Origin of the sequence: Paraburkholderia sp. 35.1 (genome assembly GCF_050436525.1) — a bacterium.
Lineage (GTDB): Bacteria > Pseudomonadota > Gammaproteobacteria > Burkholderiales > Burkholderiaceae > Paraburkholderia > Paraburkholderia tuberum.
The window spans coordinates 2,234,523-2,251,212 of the sequence record NZ_JBNDMJ010000002.1 but is presented as its reverse complement, the minus strand read 5'-3'; the positions used below and the strand labels follow the sequence as shown (position 1 = coordinate 2,251,212).

Below are 16,690 nucleotides of genomic sequence, written 5' to 3'. Positions count from 1 at the left end.
GTCAGCCGGAGATCCCGCGTTGAAAACCCTTCACATTATCTCGTCAATCGAGCGAAGGTATGGTGGTCCTGCTGAGGCGCTCAAACGGCTCGCGACGGAGCTCCGGCTTTCCGGACACACTACCGACATTGTCTGTCTTGACTCATCTATTGATGCTGACAAATCGGACGACAATGCTTTCGATCTGGTTGTGAGGCTAGGCCACCACGCTGGCAAATACGCGCTCAACTTCAGGCTTGTTAGGTGGCTGACACAGCATGCAAACCGGTACGATGCAATTATCGTAGACGGCATATGGCAGTTCCACAGCGCGGCGGCCGTTCTCTCGCTTCTTCCGAAAAAGATCCCATATTTCGTGATGCCGCACGGCATGCTCGATCCGTGGTTCAACATCGGCCGCCCGTTGAAACATGCCAAGAAGCTAGTCTATTGGATATTTGTGGAGCGTCATGTCATCAGCAATGCGAAGGGGGTTCTCTTCACCACCGACAGTGAGCGCGAACTGGCGCGCTTGGCGTTTCCGCTGTACAGGGCGAAAGAGCTGATGATGATGATTGGCACGGCACCGCCACCTTCGACGGAAACGTTGGACGTTGCGCAGCGGCATTCGCTAGCGACGCCGGGCAAGATTATCCTTTTTCTCGGGCGAATTCACGAGAAGAAGGGCTGCGACTTGCTAATCCAGTCGTTTCACGATCTCCAGAACTTGAGCACCGACTATCGCCTCGTCGTCGCAGGCCCCGATGATCATGGACTCGGGGCGAGATTGCGTCGCGAGGCCGTGCGGCTCGGCATCGCGGATCGTGTTAGCTGGCCTGGCATGGTAACGGGGGCGCACAAGTGGTCCCTGCTGCGCGCTGCCGACGTCATGGTTTTGCCCTCGCATCAGGAAAACTTCGGCGTGGTGGTGGCCGAAGCACTAGCGTGCGGCGTGCCGGTGCTCTTGACCGACAAGGTCGGAATCTGGCAAGAGGTCGTTGCCGATGGAGCCGGGTTCGTGGACGACGACACGCGAGAGGGTATCACCCGCCTTCTGACGCAATGGGCAATGCTGCCGGACGACGAGAAGGTTGCGATGCAATGTTCGGCAAAGCAGTGTTTCAACAATCGGTTTCATATCTCCAGAGTCGCGCAGAACTATATCGCGTTGATGAGCAAGCAGGTCGCGTAAGCATTTCTGCTTTAGCACACGCGTGCAGGATGGCTGTCGCAGGAAGTTGAGTTCGTCAGCGCGATTTTACGCTCAACCGTTGCTGCCCTTTCCGGGACATCTCATTCGCGGAAGAGCAGCGTCAGAGGATCACACGCTCCAATGCCGCTTGCAGATAATTTTTTCGTGCGCGCACCGGTCTCCATCCTGCGACTCTGTTTTCGTCGCTTGCCGTTTGGTATCGGAGCCTCGGAAGGGCGCGACAGGGATCGCTATGTGCGCGCCGCGCGTTCCGCTGCATGCAATGCGGTGAGTGCCGCGATGGGCTTTGCGGTAGTGCTGCTCTCGGTCTCTTTGACGCTTCCGTATCTCGGGCAAGAGCGCTTTGGCATCTGGATGACAATATCAAGCCTCGCAGTGATGTTGTCGGTGCTTGACCTTGGCGTGGCGAATGGCCTCGTCAACCTGGTTGCGGACGCGAAAACGAGCGGCGATCAAGAGAAACTGCAGACGATTGCGACTCGCGGCGTACTGCTGCTCGTGGTGATCGGCGCAGCCGCTGGGGCTGTGCTCGTTGGTGCCGTGAGGTTGCTGGACTTCCAAAGGATGCTCAAGATCGAATCGGCAGACGTCACAAGAGAAGCGGTGGAGTCAACCGTGGTTTTCATCACGCTGTTTTGCGTGAACATCCCACTAAGCGGCGTGAGAAAGGTTTTTTATGGTCTTCAGCGAGCATGGGAGCCACATATCGCTGCTGCGATCGGATACTTTTTCTCGCTACCGCTTCTTTATCTCTGCAACCGCTATCGCGCACCGTTGCCGTATCTCGTGCTTTCTACCTATGGCATGCAGGTCGGCACGACGTTGATTCTCGTTTGGCGTCTTCGCCGGGAGCGGATTTTTCGCGTTCATCGCGGCATATGGCTGGGAACGGGGTGGCAAGACTCGAGGCTGCTACTGCGGACGAGCGGCATGTTCCTGATTCTTCAACTTGGCATGATATGCGGCAGCGCATGCGATCCCCTGATCGTTTCAAACATTCTCGGCGCGAAGGAAGTGGCGCGACTGGCCGTTGCGCAGCGGTTGTTCCAGGCGATCACCGTCGGGATGGCCATGCTGTCGGGGCCGCTTTGGGGTCTCTATGCCGACGCACACTCGCGCGGTGAGAAGATGTTCATCAGGCACACGCTGAAGGTGTCCATGGGCGTCACGGGCGGCATCGCGGTGCTGACAAGCGCGCTGATTCTGGCAGCTTCCCCCTGGCTTCTGAAGGTTTGGACGGGCAATCACCTGGTTGTACCTTTCCCATTGCTGTGCGCGGCGGGGATGCTGGCGGTGGTCGAAGCAATGGGAAACGCTTTCACCATCTTTCTGAATGGAATGAGCGAATTACGCCCCCAGTTGCTTGCCGTGCTGATCTTTAGCGCGGTATCCATTCCGCTCAAGGTATGTCTGCTCTTGAAGTTCGGCACAGTGGAATGGGTGGTCTGGTCGTCCATCATTGCGAGCATCATCGCCGACTATGGCGTCTATATCGGCCTCTGCAGGAAGCAGATTCTTGCGCACGCGTCGCTCGGTCCACTTTCGTGACTCTCACACCCACCTTCTGAACGTATGGCCGACTTTCAGGAAAAGTTGCGGTTGGCGGGAGACGCGCTCAAAAACAGACGTGGAGCCTTGAGGACAATCATGGCCGCCTGCTTCGGCCTGTCTGGCGCATCTGCACAAGCGGCGCAGCGGCAGGCATCGGGACTGCAGCCGTCGCACACGCAGAGCGGTTCGACCTCGATGCAGCCCGTGAGCGACTTGTCGCCCGACGACAGGGTGATAGTCACCAGGTCTTCGCTCGCATACACCGAAATCCGACACCTCGCTGAATTTGTGCTTGCGCAAGGTCCGATTCAGGGCTACGCCAGCTTGCGTGACTACGGCGGACCGCTTACGAGACTGCTCGTTTTTCAGCATGCTGCGGGCGAACGCGATTTGGATGCTGCATATTATTGGCTCGATCCTACCGACGTCTTGAGCCGGGACAATGGTGGCACAGTGCTGGTTTCGAAGAGCGGAAAGCGTTGGAAGCGCGTATTCGAGGGCGACATCCATGCCAGATGGTTCGGTGCACGCGGTGACGGCACGACGGATGACGGTGACGCGATCAATCGCGCCGTCGCATTCGCAGGATCGCTCTATGCATCGACGGGCCGGACTCAGTGCGTTGTGCTTGATAACGGCACGTTCTACCTTGCAGCCGCGCGCGGAACGCTGGCCATCCCTTGTCACGACGATGGCACGGTTAAGCAGGGAAAAGGCAGGAGACTCCCGTCTGAGCCTCCCATGCGACAGCCCTATTGCGTAGGCGTATGGCCGGGGGTCAAACTATGTGGGCATAACGCCGTGGTGAAGGGCAACTATCGCTACGGCATGGCGGACGCGTCGCAGCCAGTCACTTTCGGCTTGCTCGATCAATTCGACACGGCGATGGATGCAGGGCTCGAGAATCTGACATGCGTGGATTGCTTCATGGCTTTTGGCGCCCTGTCCGCGACGCTCGCAGGCTGCATCTTCGACAGACTTCACTTTGTCGGCTGCGGGGTGGGTATCTATGCGGCTGTGCTGGAACAGTGCACGTTCAGCAATATCGAGGCGCTGCGCACGGGCGTCCCTGTTCTTGTCGGAGGGCAATGGGTCGATCGCAACGACGACTACAACGAACGAGGCGGCTTCGCGGACAAGTGCACCATCATCAACGTACGTAACATCTATGACCGCGTCTATGGCGACGATGAGCGCAAGATCGATCAATGGTTCGATGCCACGTTCTTCAAGTCAATCAACAGCGAGCGCAGACTCAGCGCGCCGACTAATGCCGCGTCACCGGCGAGGGCGTATCCCTATCGGGGCATTTGCGGATTCTGCATACGCGTCATGGCGCGCTATGCGCGCCCTTCGAATAGCAATGTCTTCATGCAAATAACGCACGCTTACTCGCCGCGTCCAGCGGTGCTGGTTGATGCATGCCAATCGGCTGTCTTCAACGGCGTTTATATGGAACGCGTCGGCTATCGCGACCATCGCAAGCGAACCGGTGCCGTTGGCGCCGGATGGGACGATCCTTATCTTGGTCATGGCGTCCTCGTCCCGGCGTTCATAGGAGAACTCGACGTCTCCTCCTGCGTTTCCGGTGTCAACATCCAGCAGTCTTTCGGCGTTTCGGTCGTTCGATCTGACGGCCCTGTCGGATCCGTCCAGTCAGCGGACTGTGTTTTCAAAGAACCGCAGCCTCGCTACACCCTGCCTGCCACCACTTTCACCGACGATGTGACGATACGCAGTGGAGCGCTTCGCGCATTGGAGGATGCCAGACATCGGATCGGTGGATTGGGCCTCTACACCGTGCATTTCGATGGCGGCAGTTTCGACACTCAGATTTCCTGCCCGAAGGACGAAGAAGGGCATGCAGTCATGGTGCTGGTGTCACGCGATGCGAACCGCGTAGAGAGCGCGTCGTCCGGTCTCTATCTGCTGCAGCTTTCGCGTAATAGTACGAGCGCTCCGGTTGGAACGCTCGTGTCGGGAAGCGATGTCCTGCGTTTTGCTGTAAGTCCGCGGAACATGCTGGAACTACGAGCTACTGTCCATGGCGCACACCACGTCGTGATGATCGGCAACCGGCCGTTCGAGACTTAGGACCGACCCCGCATCTGGGGCAAAGCTGATCAAGTCCACCGCAGACTCTCAACCGACTGCATGAACGAGGGCTCATTTCCGATCCGGTCAACAAAGCGAAATCCGTGGTGCTGACGGAGGACGGCCTGCGAGAATCTGAACGCCTCTTCAAGCAGCACTTCGTCACCGCTGGCAGCAAAACCGATTAATGAAACGAATTTCCAACTCACGACACCAGGGGTCACGCTACTGGCCAGTGAATCGTTTCATTCTAAACGACCGTCCTATCGGGCCCGACAACATCTTGGCGATTTCGGTCTCGACACGGCGCAAGCAGCAGGCTTATCTAAAATAGACTGCGGCGGCGAATGTTCCGCATTCTCGAATTTCAGTCATTGAAGTCGTAGCAGAGTACCTGTCGAAATGGACGCACGGTCAATGCGTCGCGTCGTCGCTCCCGTAACTGGTTGCCCCTGGCGTTATCCCGCTGCCGGGCGCAAAGCACTCCACCCGAGAAACCATGGCCTCAAGGAAACAGATCACGCGCGATGATCCGCTGCAGGGCGACGAGATCTCCATCTCGGATTACCTTCGCACAATCGGCGAGAGCTGGCGTCTAATCGGCATGATTGCGCTCGGCGTTCTCGCGCTGGGATCGTTGTACGGCCTGATGCATCCGACCTTGTACCGGGCCGATGCGCTCATACAGATTGGCACACCCGCGTCCAGCTCTCCCGAAGCCGAAGCGTTGGGCCGGCTTGCCTCGATATTCGATTCGAGGGTGAAAGCCAGTGCAGACGCCGAGATGGAACTCATTCGCTCACGCCTGGTGGTCGGCGAGGCGGTGCAGCAACTGAATCTCCAAACTACGGCGCAACCTCGGTACTTCCCACTTATTGGCCGTTGGATCGCGCGACTGCGCAGCGGATCCGCCAGCATGAAACCCCTTTTTGGACTGCGGCAGTTCGCCTGGAGCGACGAGTCGATCGAAGTATCGAAATTCGATGTTCCTCATGCTGCAATCGGCCACGAATTCATCGTAAAGGCGAGACAGGCCCCGTACTTCAAGTTGATTGCACCTGACGGAAAAACGCTCGGAACAGGAGAAGTCGGCCACGAGCTGGTGGTGCCTTTCGGCGACGGCAAGGTGCATCTTCTCGTCAATGAGTTATCCGCTTCTCCCGGCGGTGAATTTACACTGAAGTCAAGTTCGATAGAGGCCACGATCCTCGCGCTGAAAGATGCTTTGGTCATTTCAGAAAAAAAGTCGCAAACCGGCATGATTGGTGTTGCCCTGGAGGGACCCGACCCGGTGCGCACTGCGGACATCGTCAATGCGGTTGCTCAGCAGTATCTCGCTCAGGATCTCGCAAGGCGTACGTCCGAGGCCGAACACTCGCTTCTCTTCCTCGAGGGTCAATTGCCGAAGCTGCGGGACGAATTGCAGCAGGCAGAGGATAAGTACAACGCTTTTCGTAATAGCAATGGAACCGTCGATCTGAGTGTGGAAAGCCGGTTGTTGCTGCAACAGGTTGTCGATCTCGATACCGCCTTGCGCGGCCTCTTGCAGCAGCGCGACGACCTCTCGCAGCATTACAAGGAGGGTTACCCGCTACTTACGGCGGTGGACTCGAAGATCGCCCGCTTGCAACAAGACCGCGAAGCGCTGAGCCAGCGTGTTGCCAGTTTGCCGGATAAGGAGCAAAACGCAGTGCGACTGATGCGCAACGTTCAGGTCGACACAGACCTCTATACGAATCTCCTGAACAGTGCGCAACAGCTTCGTGTCGTCAAGGCGGGCAACGTAGGCAACGTGCGCATTGTCGATCTCGCGGTGCCCCCCGAGAAGTCGAGCAAGCCTAACTGGCAGGTACTATTGTCGTTGTCTGCCGTGCTTGGGCTTGTACTGGGAATCGTCACCGCGTTCCTTCGCAAGGCGGTGTCTGGTGGAATCGAGCGAAGCGCCGAGATCGAGGCAGCCCTTGGAATACCCGTTTGCGCTGTCGTGCCGCACAGCGAACGGCAAATTCGTTTGCAGGAGGCAATACGCCGCAAGGCTCCGGGCATACATGTGCTTGCTGCGGTATGGCCGGGGGATGTCGCGGTCGAAGGCGTGCGAAGCTTGCGAACAGCGTTGCAATCGATCGGATCGGAAGTCAGGAACAATGTCGTGATGATCACAAGTTCCCGTCCTGGGGTAGGAAAGTCGTTTGTCGCGGCCAATCTTGCAATCGTGTTGGCGACAGGCGGGAAAAAGGTGCTCCTGATCGATGCCGACATGCGCATGGGCGACATACACAGATCCTTCAACCCGGCTGGCGGCCCCGGCTTGACCGAGTTGCTAAAAGGTGCGGCGTTTGACGACGTGGTCGTGCGCGATGTCATGAATGGCGTCGACCTGATCCCGCGCGGGGGCGAGACGCCAAACGCCGCGGACTTGCTTACGACCCGGAGACTGAGCGAGATACTCGATGTTGCATCGCGGCGGTATGACGCTGTCGTCGTCGATACGCCGCCTGTGCTTGCTGTCACCGATGCAACGCTGATCGGCCGGCAGGCCGGTACAACGCTGCTGGTCGTTCGGCACGGTCGGCATCCGGTGGACGAACTGTATGAGGCGCTCAACCGGTTGCGCAGTAGTGGCGTGAACGTGGCAGGAACTCTCTTTACCGACGTTCCGCTCGACAAGGCGCGATACGGTTCAGGCTACGGCAGGTCGGACGGGTACGGCAAAAGCGGCGGCGAGTCCAATGTCAGGACAGCCTGAACGAATCGCAAGAAGTATCACGCACACAGCGAAGTATCAAAACAAGGAGAAGGAACCATGTCGAACAAGGTTGCACTGGTCACCGGTATCACAGGCCAGGATGGCTCTTATCTTGCTCAATTCCTGCTCGACAAAGGATATGAAGTGCATGGCGTCAAGCGGCGCACCTCGCTCTTCAACACGGATCGCATCGACCATTTATACGAGGATGACCATGCATCGCAGCGCCGCTTTCATCTTCACCATGGTGACCTGACCGACTCGTCGAGCATCTTGCGAATTATTCAGCGGGTGCAACCGGATGAGATCTATAACCTCGCCGCGCAAAGCCATGTTGCGGTTTCGTTTGAAGAGCCTGAGTACACGGCGAACGCGGACGGCCTGGGTGCGCTGCGCATGCTGGAAGCCGTGCGAATTCTGGGCCTCGAGAAGACCGCCCGGTTCTATCAGGCGTCGACATCGGAGTTGTTCGGACTCGTGCAGGAAGTGCCGCAACGGGAGAACACGCCATTTTATCCGCGCAGTCCGTATGCGGTAGCGAAGATGTACGCGTACTGGATCACGGTCAACTATCGCGAGGCGTATGGCATATACGCTTGCAACGGCATTCTGTTCAATCATGAATCGCCCGTTCGGGGCGAGACGTTCGTTACGCGCAAAATTACGCGCGCCCTCGCACGTATTGCAATCGGTTCGCAGAATTGCCTTTACCTTGGCAATTTGTCGGCGAAACGCGACTGGGGACACGCGCGCGATTACGTCCAGATGCAATGGCTCATGTTGCAACAGGACGAGCCGGAAGACTTTGTCATTGCATCTGGCGTGCAATACAGCGTGCGCGAATTCGTTCAGCAGGCGGCGTGCGAACTCGGTATCAAGCTTCGGTTTGACGGAAGCGGAGTCGATGAAGTCGGGATCGTCGAAAGTGTGAGCGGCCGGGAATGCCGGGTCGCGCCCGGGACGGTCATCGTGCGAGTGGATCCTCGCTATTTTCGACCGACAGAGGTCGAGACCTTGCTCGGCGATCCGTCGAAAGCCCACGCGAAGCTGGGATGGGCACCGACCGTGACGTTCGGCGCTCTTGTGAGGGAAATGGTGTTGTCCGACTATCAGATCGCCAAGCGGGATGCGCTGATCACGCTGGCTGGCTACAGGGCGTTGGAGCATCACGAGTAAGGACGAAGTTTGGTCGAGTCGGCATGTAACTCAGGAGCGTGTGGAATGTCGCCGCGTTTCGTATTTTCACTCGCAGTCTTTACGGTCTTCGCGGCAGGCTTGGCTCAATACGCGGATCAGGCGCTTGGCGCGCTCGGCACCGGAGCAATCAACGTCTGGAACCTAAATTCGGCCGCCATGGATGACGCAGGTGCTGTCAAGTACGTGAAGGACGCGAGCATCGCCTTGATCGGAGTCGGGTGGCCTCTTGCGCTCGGTTTGAATCGCTTTCGGGGGGGAATGCGTACGTTTATTCTGATGTTCTTCACGTGGATTCTTTGCATCGTATCGGTGGGACTCGTGCCGTTCATCGCAGGTTGGACGCCATTGTTCTTCCTACCTGCGGGATTGCGCTGGGTTCTGCTGATTCATGCGTCATTCGGCCTGTTTTTGTTCGCGAGTTTGCTGCCGGCCGAGAAGCAGGGACAAACGGCCCTCGTCCTCGCATTGCTCGCGCTTGCCGCATTGGACTTTTACGTTGTCCTGCGACAATGGATACAACTCGGACAAATACAACAAGTTCTATTTATGCAGGATCGGTACACGGGCCTGTTCAGTAACGCGGCGCTAGCAGGCATGTATGCGATTTCGCTTGCAAGCATGGTGCTCATTCTGGACCGCGCCCGGCTGTTGTATCGGCTTATATTGCTCTCCCTCGCAGTCGCGATTGCCGTCTCTTCGGGCACGCGATTCGCTATGCTCAGTATCGCGTCCATCGTCGGCGTAGTAGTTTGGGAAACGCTTGGGGGACGGCTGAGCCGTAATGATCGGATGCTGCTGGTGGTGACTGCGCTACCGATTGCTATTTTGCTCGCAATCGTTGGCTATTCTCACATGGTGGAAGCGGTCGGCCGCGGTGATGTGCTGACTGATCAACTCGACGAAGGCGGTCGTTTATCCAACCTCGGGAAGATAGCGGAGCAGTTGTCAGAGGCAACTCCGGGAGAACTCTTTTTGGGGCGGGGCCTCGGCGTAGGCACGAACACAGCCGTCATGCTCCTCCAGCGTGCGGGCGTCGACCCTGAGCAATACCGGTTCAATCTGCTCATCGATAACGCCTTCGTGACGATGCAGTTTCAAATCGGAATTGTGGGTATGCTAATTTTCGCGACGGGTGCGACGGCGTTTTTCTGGCGCATCCGTCCGCGTCATTCGAGGCGTCAGTCGGTTCGCTATGTGGTGTTCGTTGGGATCACGATTGCAGCCTGCATGGACATCAACCTATTCGAGCAGTATCCACTGGTGACGACGCTGATGCTCTGCTTTGGGGACATCTACGGGTGCTCTCTCGGCGCGTATTTGTCCACGCGTCGATCACGTGGCGTTGACTTGCGTGGCACTGAAGCAGGAGTCGCTGACGCGGAGCAGCAAAAATGCTTGTTTTCATAGCGCCTTACAGCGCCTCTAATCGTGGGGCGAATGTGAATCTGGGCGCCGCACGCAAGGTGGAGTTTTTTCTGGCGCTGGCATCGCAACTTTCCAAGGATGTTCTTTTGATCAATACGGGCCACATAGAGGCAGGATGGTCACGTAGAAAATGTCGGGATTCCGTCATCGGCACGCAACGCATTCGGGAGATTTCGCTTCGCTGCTACCCTGTAAGGCCCATCGGCAAGCTGCTGAACCTTTTCGAAGTCTTGGCGCTGAGCGATGAGATAGCGAAGGTCGGCAAGCCCGAAGCCGTATGGATCTATAACGCTTACGCATTCGAGTCGATGCTCGCTCGCGTGCTGACGCACCGGTTCGGTGCGCGCCTGATCCTCCAGTTCGAAGATTGGCTGCTTTCTCGTCGCCGCTGGCATCCGAAGCCGTTGCTCGACTTCATCGCATGGCGATATGTGTTACCCGCTCCATCGTTATGTCTTGCGGTTAACGATCACTTATCGACACGCGAACATCAACGCAGCGGTTGTCCCGTGGTGCTGTGTCCGGGCGTGGTGTCGGACGATCTCATTGAAGCTTGTGGACAGCGTCGTCCATTCTCGCGAACGGCAGATGCTAGAACGATGGTTGGCTATTTTGGTGGGCTGAGCGTCGAGAAGGGTGCTGACGTGGTTCTCGACCTGATCCGGAAGTCCGGCGGACGCCTCATGTTTCACGTCTGCGGAACGGGTCCGCTGGCACGCGAGTTCGTCAGGCTGTCCGCCGAAGATTACCCGGTGCACTTCCACGGTCGGGTGGACGAAAGAGTCTTGTTCAAATTGATTTCCGACTGTGACGTGCTGGTGAACCCGCATGTTTCGATAGAGAAAATGGGTAACGGGGTCTTTCCTTTCAAGGTTGTCGAATATGTCGCGTCGGGAAGATTGGTCATTTCCACCGAACTTCCCCCGATGAGCATGAAGGAGATTCACGACGCCATATGCTTTGTTTCCGCGGATGCAAGGTCCATCGCCGATGCGTTGGCAAACGCAGAGCAGACGTATCGCCGCAAACGCATGAGCATCGAGCGGGCAATGAAAGCAGCCGCCCAACTTCTGACGCGAGACGCGCTAGAAAGGTCGATATCCAGGGCTTTGAGCAGTCGAATCAAGGACTAGTCCATTGAACCAATGAAATTGCACTGAGCTAATAGTGCATGGGCAAAATGAATCTGAGTGAAACCGAGCGCGAAGAGCTGATGTCGATGCAGCGCAGCCGCACGATGGCCGTTGGCCAGGTGAGGCGTGCGCGGTTGATCTTGCTGCTCGACGAAGGAGCCTCGCGTGCGGCGATCATGGCGGAATTGCGTTGCGATTCGCGTTTCATTACAACGTGGCAAATGCGTTTCACCAGTGAGCGTTTGGCTGGGTTGTACGGCAGACATCCAGGCCGGGCGCCGCGACCTGACCTGGCGGTCCTTGAAGCGAGAGTGCTCGACTACACACTGCGACGTAAGCCGGCCGACGGCTCGACACACTGGAGCAGCCGCAAACTGGCGGCACAGTTGGGCATGGCCTTCGTGACGGTGCAGCGTATTTGGCGCAAGCACGACATTCGGCCACATCGTCTCGATACCCACATGGTGTCCAACGATCCCGACTTTGAGGCGAAGGCAGCCGACGTGATCGGGCTGTACCTCAATCCGCCGTTGCATGCGGTGGTGTTCTGCGTGGACGAGAAGACAGCCATCCAGGCGCTGGATCGCAAGGACCGGATGTTGCCGCTCTCGCCTGGACGCGCCGAGAGCCATGGCTTTGAATACAAACGCAACGGCACCCTGAGCCTGTTCGCCGCATTGAATGTTGCCACCGGTGAGGTGCAGGGCAAAACCGCGCCCCGCCATACCAGTGCCCAGTTTGTTGCGTTCCTCACGGAGGTGGTATGGGCACAGCCGTGCGGAAAGGAGATTCACGTGATCTGCGACAACGTGAGCAGCCACAAAACCAACGCCGTTCAAACATTTCTGGTTGACCATCCGAAAGTGTCGATACATTACGCCCCGACGTATTCGTCATGGCTGAATCAGGTCGAGAACTGGTTTGCACGCATCCAGCGCGACGACATTGCGCTTGGCGTGTTCACCAGCACCAAGGATCTCAACAAAAAGCTCATGCGTTATATCTGTCAATACAACAAGCAGGCGCGCCCATTGAAATGGAAATACTCCGATCCATCGCGGCGAATCCGATGCAATTCATCCGGTTCAACGGACTAGGCCGATGCGTTGATCAAGCCGCTCTAACCGAAATGACCTGTCGTGGCCTTGAAAGTGACATGATTTGCTGGCATCGAGGGACAGGAACCGCAGTCGGCAGACGGGTACCCTGGATACCAGGGGCGGAACTTCAATCCGTGGTGCAGGATCGCGCACGCCGCGTGAATTCGTCAGGCGCTGGCGAGCCCGGTACGCTGCACGTCATTCTCGAAGTCGGCGTAGGTTGATGCGATGCCCTCTCTGAGCGTAATCGTGGGCGCCCAACCCAGAGCGGCGAGCTTCGATACGTCGAGCAACTTTCGCGGCGTCCCATCGGGCTTCGACGAGTCGAATCTCAGCGATCCAGAAAAACCGACGACATCGCAGATCAGTCGTGCGAGGTCGGCAATCGCTATGTCCTTTCCATATCCGACATTGAACATGCCCTCGACCAGGTCGTTGCTCAGCAGGACGAGAACCGCGGACGCCAGATCGTCTACATGAAGGAATTCCCGTCTCGGCGATCCGGAGCCCCATACCGGGAGCGATTCGATTCCGTTCAGCTTTGCCTCGTGCGCCTTGCGGATGAGCGCGGCCAGCACATGGCTGCCTTGAAGATCATAGTTGTCGTTGGGGCCATAGAGATTCGTGGGCATCACCGATATGAAGCGCGTTCCGTATTGCTTGTTATACGCTTCACAAAGCTTGTGACCCGCGATCTTTGAGATGGCATAGGCTTCGTTGGTTTGTTCGAGAGCGCTCGTGAGCAGGTAATCCTCTTTTATGGGCTGAGGGCAAAGCTTTGGATAGATGCACGATGAACCGAAGAAGACGAGCTTCTGCGTGTGACTCTTGAATGCTGCATGAATCACATTGGTTTCGATGACGAGGTTCTCGTAGAGAAACGAAGCCGGCTGAGTCGAATTGGCATGAATTCCGCCGACTTTGGCTGCGGCAAGGAGGACGACGTCTATATGCTCCCGAGCGAAAAAATCCATCACGGCGCGCTGATCCAGCAAGTCGAGCGACTGTCGCGAGGCCGTGATCACGTGATCATATCCGGAACTGGCAAGGCGCCGAAGGAGAGCCGAGCCGACCATTCCCTTATGTCCGGCGACATAGATGCGAGAGTTTCTGTTCATGTGAATGGCCAATAGTCGAGAGAGACACGTCGGTCGGAACGTGAGTTGCCCCGCCACTTGATTCAAACGGCTACGACGTGCGGTTTCATCAGCTTAGCAATGCATATGGACCATTCAAGGTCATGGCGGGCGGTGCCAATATATTGGCGCGGTCCGTGTGCACCTCTGCGCGGTCGTTGCCGCGGATATAAAGATGCGCGAGGTGACGCTGCAACGTAATACCCCGGTCAGCCAACTTCATTCCGTATTCGGCCATCTGACCGTGTGACCGACGAACCGATCCTATGCTTCGGGGACGCATGAAGGACCTCCGTGGGCCAATTTATGTCGTAAGCGGCCTTGCTCCCGGAAGGTTCGGTGTGTCGGGATACTACCGGCTCTCTTCGAGGAAAAAAAATGGAAGCTCTACCGATAACGGGCAACGCAGAGGTCGTTCATGACTCGAATTTCGAAGTAGTCTCGTTCGAAGGTGAAACGCTCGCCATGATCATCCGGGATTCGTTCTCGAGAAGTGGTGTGAGTTTCTTTACTCCGAAGGAGTTTCCTCAGCAACTCGCGTACATGGAACATCCCGCCGGAAAAGTGATCGACGCGCATCTTCACTGCAAGTTGGTGCGGCAGATCGAATGGACGCAAGAGGTGCTCTTCGTCAAGCGTGGCCGTGTCCTGGTGAAGTTCTATACGCCCGATAAGGACTACCTGTCGAGCCGTGTACTGTACGCGGGCGATGTCATCTTGCTGGCGTCGGGCGGTCACGGCTTCGAGATGCTCGAGGACGCGTCTTTCTTCGAAGTCAAACAAGGGCCCTATATGGGGGAGCAGGAAAAATTGCGCTTCGCGTCCGCAAACCTGAGCCGATGCAGTGAAGCGAGTAACGGCCCAGGCGTCGAGCTTGAAGTTAAGGACGGCGCGCGATGATTCCGGTCAACGAACCCCTGCTCGACGGAAAGGAGCGCGTCTATCTGAACGAATGCATTGAAAGCGGGTGGATTTCTTCGGACGGGGCGTTCGTCGAGCGTTTCGAACGTGCGATGGCGGGTTACGTCGGCCGCAGACACGCGATTGCCGTCGCGAACGGCAGCGCTGCGTTGGACGTGGCGGCGGTGGCTCTGCGGCTCGGTCCCGACGACGAAGTTATCATCCCCACGCACACGATCATATCGTGCGCATCGGCCATTGTTCGCACCGGTGCCCGCTTGAGACTGGTCGACTCAAGTCCGGATACGTGGAACATGGACGTGACGAAGATCGAAAGCGCTATCACGAGCCGGACGCGGGCGATCATGGCCGTGCACACTTTCGGTCTGCCGGTGGACATGGCTCCGTTGCTGGATATCGCAAGGAAATACGGCCTCGTTGTGATCGAAGATGCTGCGCAGGCAATCGGACAAGCCTATAACGAAGCGAAGTGCGGCAGTTTCGGCGATATATCGTGCTTCAGCTTCTACGCCAACAAGCACATCACGACGGGGGAAGGGGGCATGATCGTCTGCGACGACGACGAGCTGGCTTCGCGCGCGAGAAGTTTGCGAAACCTGTGTTTCAAGCCTGAGAGGCGATTCGTCCACGAAGAGCTTGGCTGGAATTATCGGATGAGCAATCTCCAGGCGGCTGTCGGGCTAGCGCAATTCGAGAAGCTAGATGCGCACGTCGCGCGAAAGCGCGAGTTGGGCCGCCGCTACGAAAGCCTTTTGCGGGGAGTGCCGGGAATCGGGATGGCGCCGGTGGCATTGCCATATGCCGAGAATATCTATTGGGTCTTCGGTATGGTATTGGACGACAGCTTGCCCTTTGATGCCGACGAGCTCCGGTCCATGCTGGCGGAGGCAGGTGTCAGCGCGCGGCCGTTCTTCTGGCCGATGCACGAACAGCCGGTTTTTCTCAAGCAAGGGATGTTCAAGGGAGAGAATTTCCCGATTGCCGAACGCATGAGTCGCAGGGGATTGTATCTGCCGAGTGGTCTCGCGCTCACCGAAGCACAGCAGGACTACACGGTGGACGTGGTGCGCGACATGCTGGCCACCGCCTTTTCGCGAAGTTTCCGCAACAGCAACTCAAGTTCAGCGCGGTGCTGACCGACTGCTCGCCGCAGCAAATATGGCCCGTCACGCAACGGAACAAACACTTGATCCGGGTGGCAGGTGGTCGCACGCGGCTTTCGGCGAGCCGCTTTGACGCGATGCGCTTAGCCAGCGCAGGACTGCCTGGCGGTTCAGCCTCGACTCATCGACGAGGCTGGCTATGACATGCCATTCGTTGTATTTTCCGACGTTTTCTCGCTCGGGCTGTTTCCGAGCATCACCGTTTTCTCGCGACGAAGGTCGCTGCGAGATCGGTAGCGCTCAATTCGCCGCCCATGCACTTCAAACTGTCCAGGACCTCGAATCCGCTGAGGTCCAGCATCAGTTCGATCTCGGGCTTGAACATGTAGCGCATCACATGCGTCTCGAGGACGGTCTCGACCGACTGCGTTTTCAAATCCGTTAGCAGGACGGTGTAGTTGAACGCGACAGTATTGTCATGAGGACGCATCGTGGGCTCGGCGATTCGTATCGCCGCGGTTTCTTCGCTGGAGGCGCGTTTGATGCGTACGTCGGGCGGAGCGGCGAGGACCGCGGGACCGTACCAGCAATCGAACACGAACAGTCCTGATGGCCGCAGGTGCGTCGCAGCGGTGTGACACATCGCCATGAAATCGGAGTTGGTCGTTTGATAGCTCGCAACATAAAAGAGCGAGACGACTGCGTCGTAGAGTTCATTCGTGCGGACGATCCGCGCGTCGCCTTGCTGAAACGTCAGTCGCTTCGCTACTGCGCCTGGCAGAGTGGTACACCTGGCAGCGGCTCGGGCAAGCATATCGGCGCTCATGTCAACGCCAGAAACACAAAATCCCGCGGCTGCGAATTCCGCCGCGTGGCGTCCGGTGCCGCAACCTAGATCCATCACGTGACCTCCAACTATTCCGTACCGCCCGAGCAATCCGGTGACAAACGACGCTTCCGCCTTGTAGTTCTTGTCATGATAGAAAAGATCATAGTATTGCGAATATCTCGTGCTGAAGCTCATGAAGCGACTCCATGTCTGGTCGTATGGCGGTGGCGAAGTCACGCGTGACGCGAACGCACTCTTGTTTA

12 protein-coding genes and 1 pseudogene are annotated in these 16,690 nt (G+C 57.5%); 11 read left to right on the top strand and 2 right to left on the bottom strand.

Translation table 11 applies throughout. The features are described 5' to 3' along the window. Nucleotides 1-19 precede the first annotated feature (19 nt). From OKW27_RS16225 to OKW27_RS16185, 9 genes and pseudogenes are all read left to right on the top strand, one after another. Nucleotides 20-1,171 (top strand): glycosyltransferase, encoded by a 1,152-nt coding sequence (locus OKW27_RS16225; RefSeq protein ID WP_429334079.1) that lies wholly within the window; start codon nucleotides 20-22, stop codon nucleotides 1,169-1,171. A 141-nt stretch (nucleotides 1,172-1,312) separates the two neighbouring features. Next, the gene (locus OKW27_RS16220) at nucleotides 1,313-2,740 is read left to right on the top strand and encodes a lipopolysaccharide biosynthesis protein (protein ID WP_429334078.1); all 1,428 of its coding nucleotides are present in this window, start codon (nucleotides 1,313-1,315) and stop codon (nucleotides 2,738-2,740) included. A 99-nt stretch (nucleotides 2,741-2,839) separates the two neighbouring features. Further along, a complete protein-coding gene (locus OKW27_RS16215) occupies nucleotides 2,840-4,837 on the top strand; it encodes a hypothetical protein (protein ID WP_429334077.1) in 1,998 nt (665 codons plus the stop codon). 47 nt (nucleotides 4,838-4,884) lie between these two features. Next, a pseudogene (locus tag OKW27_RS16210) lies at nucleotides 4,885-5,025 on the top strand (DUF6429 family protein); the annotation flags it as partial. Between the two features lie 311 nt (nucleotides 5,026-5,336). Beyond that, nucleotides 5,337-7,583, top strand: a complete 2,247-nt coding sequence (locus OKW27_RS16205) for a polysaccharide biosynthesis tyrosine autokinase (protein ID WP_429334076.1) — start codon at nucleotides 5,337-5,339, stop codon at nucleotides 7,581-7,583. Nucleotides 7,584-7,640: 57 nt separating this feature from the next. Next, complete coding sequence (gene gmd / locus OKW27_RS16200) at nucleotides 7,641-8,759, top strand: GDP-mannose 4,6-dehydratase (RefSeq protein WP_090806278.1); 1,119 nt, start codon at nucleotides 7,641-7,643, stop codon at nucleotides 8,757-8,759. Nucleotides 8,760-8,804: 45 nt separating this feature from the next. Beyond that, nucleotides 8,805-10,187, top strand: a complete 1,383-nt coding sequence (locus OKW27_RS16195) for a hypothetical protein (RefSeq protein ID WP_429334075.1) — start codon at nucleotides 8,805-8,807, stop codon at nucleotides 10,185-10,187. Continuing rightward, nucleotides 10,172-11,338 (top strand): glycosyltransferase, encoded by a 1,167-nt coding sequence (locus tag OKW27_RS16190; protein WP_429334074.1) that lies wholly within the window; start codon nucleotides 10,172-10,174, stop codon nucleotides 11,336-11,338. Before OKW27_RS16195 ends, OKW27_RS16190 begins: the two co-directional genes overlap by 16 nt. A gap of 38 nt (nucleotides 11,339-11,376) precedes the next feature. Then, nucleotides 11,377-12,435, top strand: a complete 1,059-nt coding sequence (locus OKW27_RS16185) for an IS630 family transposase (protein WP_429334073.1) — start codon at nucleotides 11,377-11,379, stop codon at nucleotides 12,433-12,435. Between the two features lie 170 nt (nucleotides 12,436-12,605). Here the strand turns inward: OKW27_RS16185 and OKW27_RS16180 are convergent, their stop codons facing one another. Beyond that, nucleotides 12,606-13,556, bottom strand: a complete 951-nt coding sequence (locus tag OKW27_RS16180) for a GDP-L-fucose synthase family protein (protein WP_429334072.1) — start codon at nucleotides 13,554-13,556, stop codon at nucleotides 12,606-12,608. A gap of 396 nt (nucleotides 13,557-13,952) precedes the next feature. Between OKW27_RS16180 and OKW27_RS16175 the strand changes: the two genes are divergently transcribed. Together OKW27_RS16175 and OKW27_RS16170 are read left to right on the top strand one after the other, a co-directional pair. Beyond that, nucleotides 13,953-14,474, top strand: coding sequence for a hypothetical protein (locus OKW27_RS16175; RefSeq protein WP_429334071.1), 522 nt, complete (start codon nucleotides 13,953-13,955; stop codon nucleotides 14,472-14,474). Beyond that, complete coding sequence (locus tag OKW27_RS16170; protein ID WP_429334070.1) at nucleotides 14,471-15,631, top strand: DegT/DnrJ/EryC1/StrS family aminotransferase; 1,161 nt, start codon at nucleotides 14,471-14,473, stop codon at nucleotides 15,629-15,631. The genes OKW27_RS16175 and OKW27_RS16170 overlap by 4 nt, the downstream gene beginning before the upstream one ends. 223 nt (nucleotides 15,632-15,854) lie before the next feature. Here the strand turns inward: OKW27_RS16170 and OKW27_RS16165 are convergent, their stop codons facing one another. Next, entirely contained in the window at nucleotides 15,855-16,622 is a 768-nt protein-coding gene (locus tag OKW27_RS16165; protein ID WP_429334069.1) for a class I SAM-dependent DNA methyltransferase, read from the bottom strand. Between the last annotated feature and the right edge of the window lie 68 nt (nucleotides 16,623-16,690).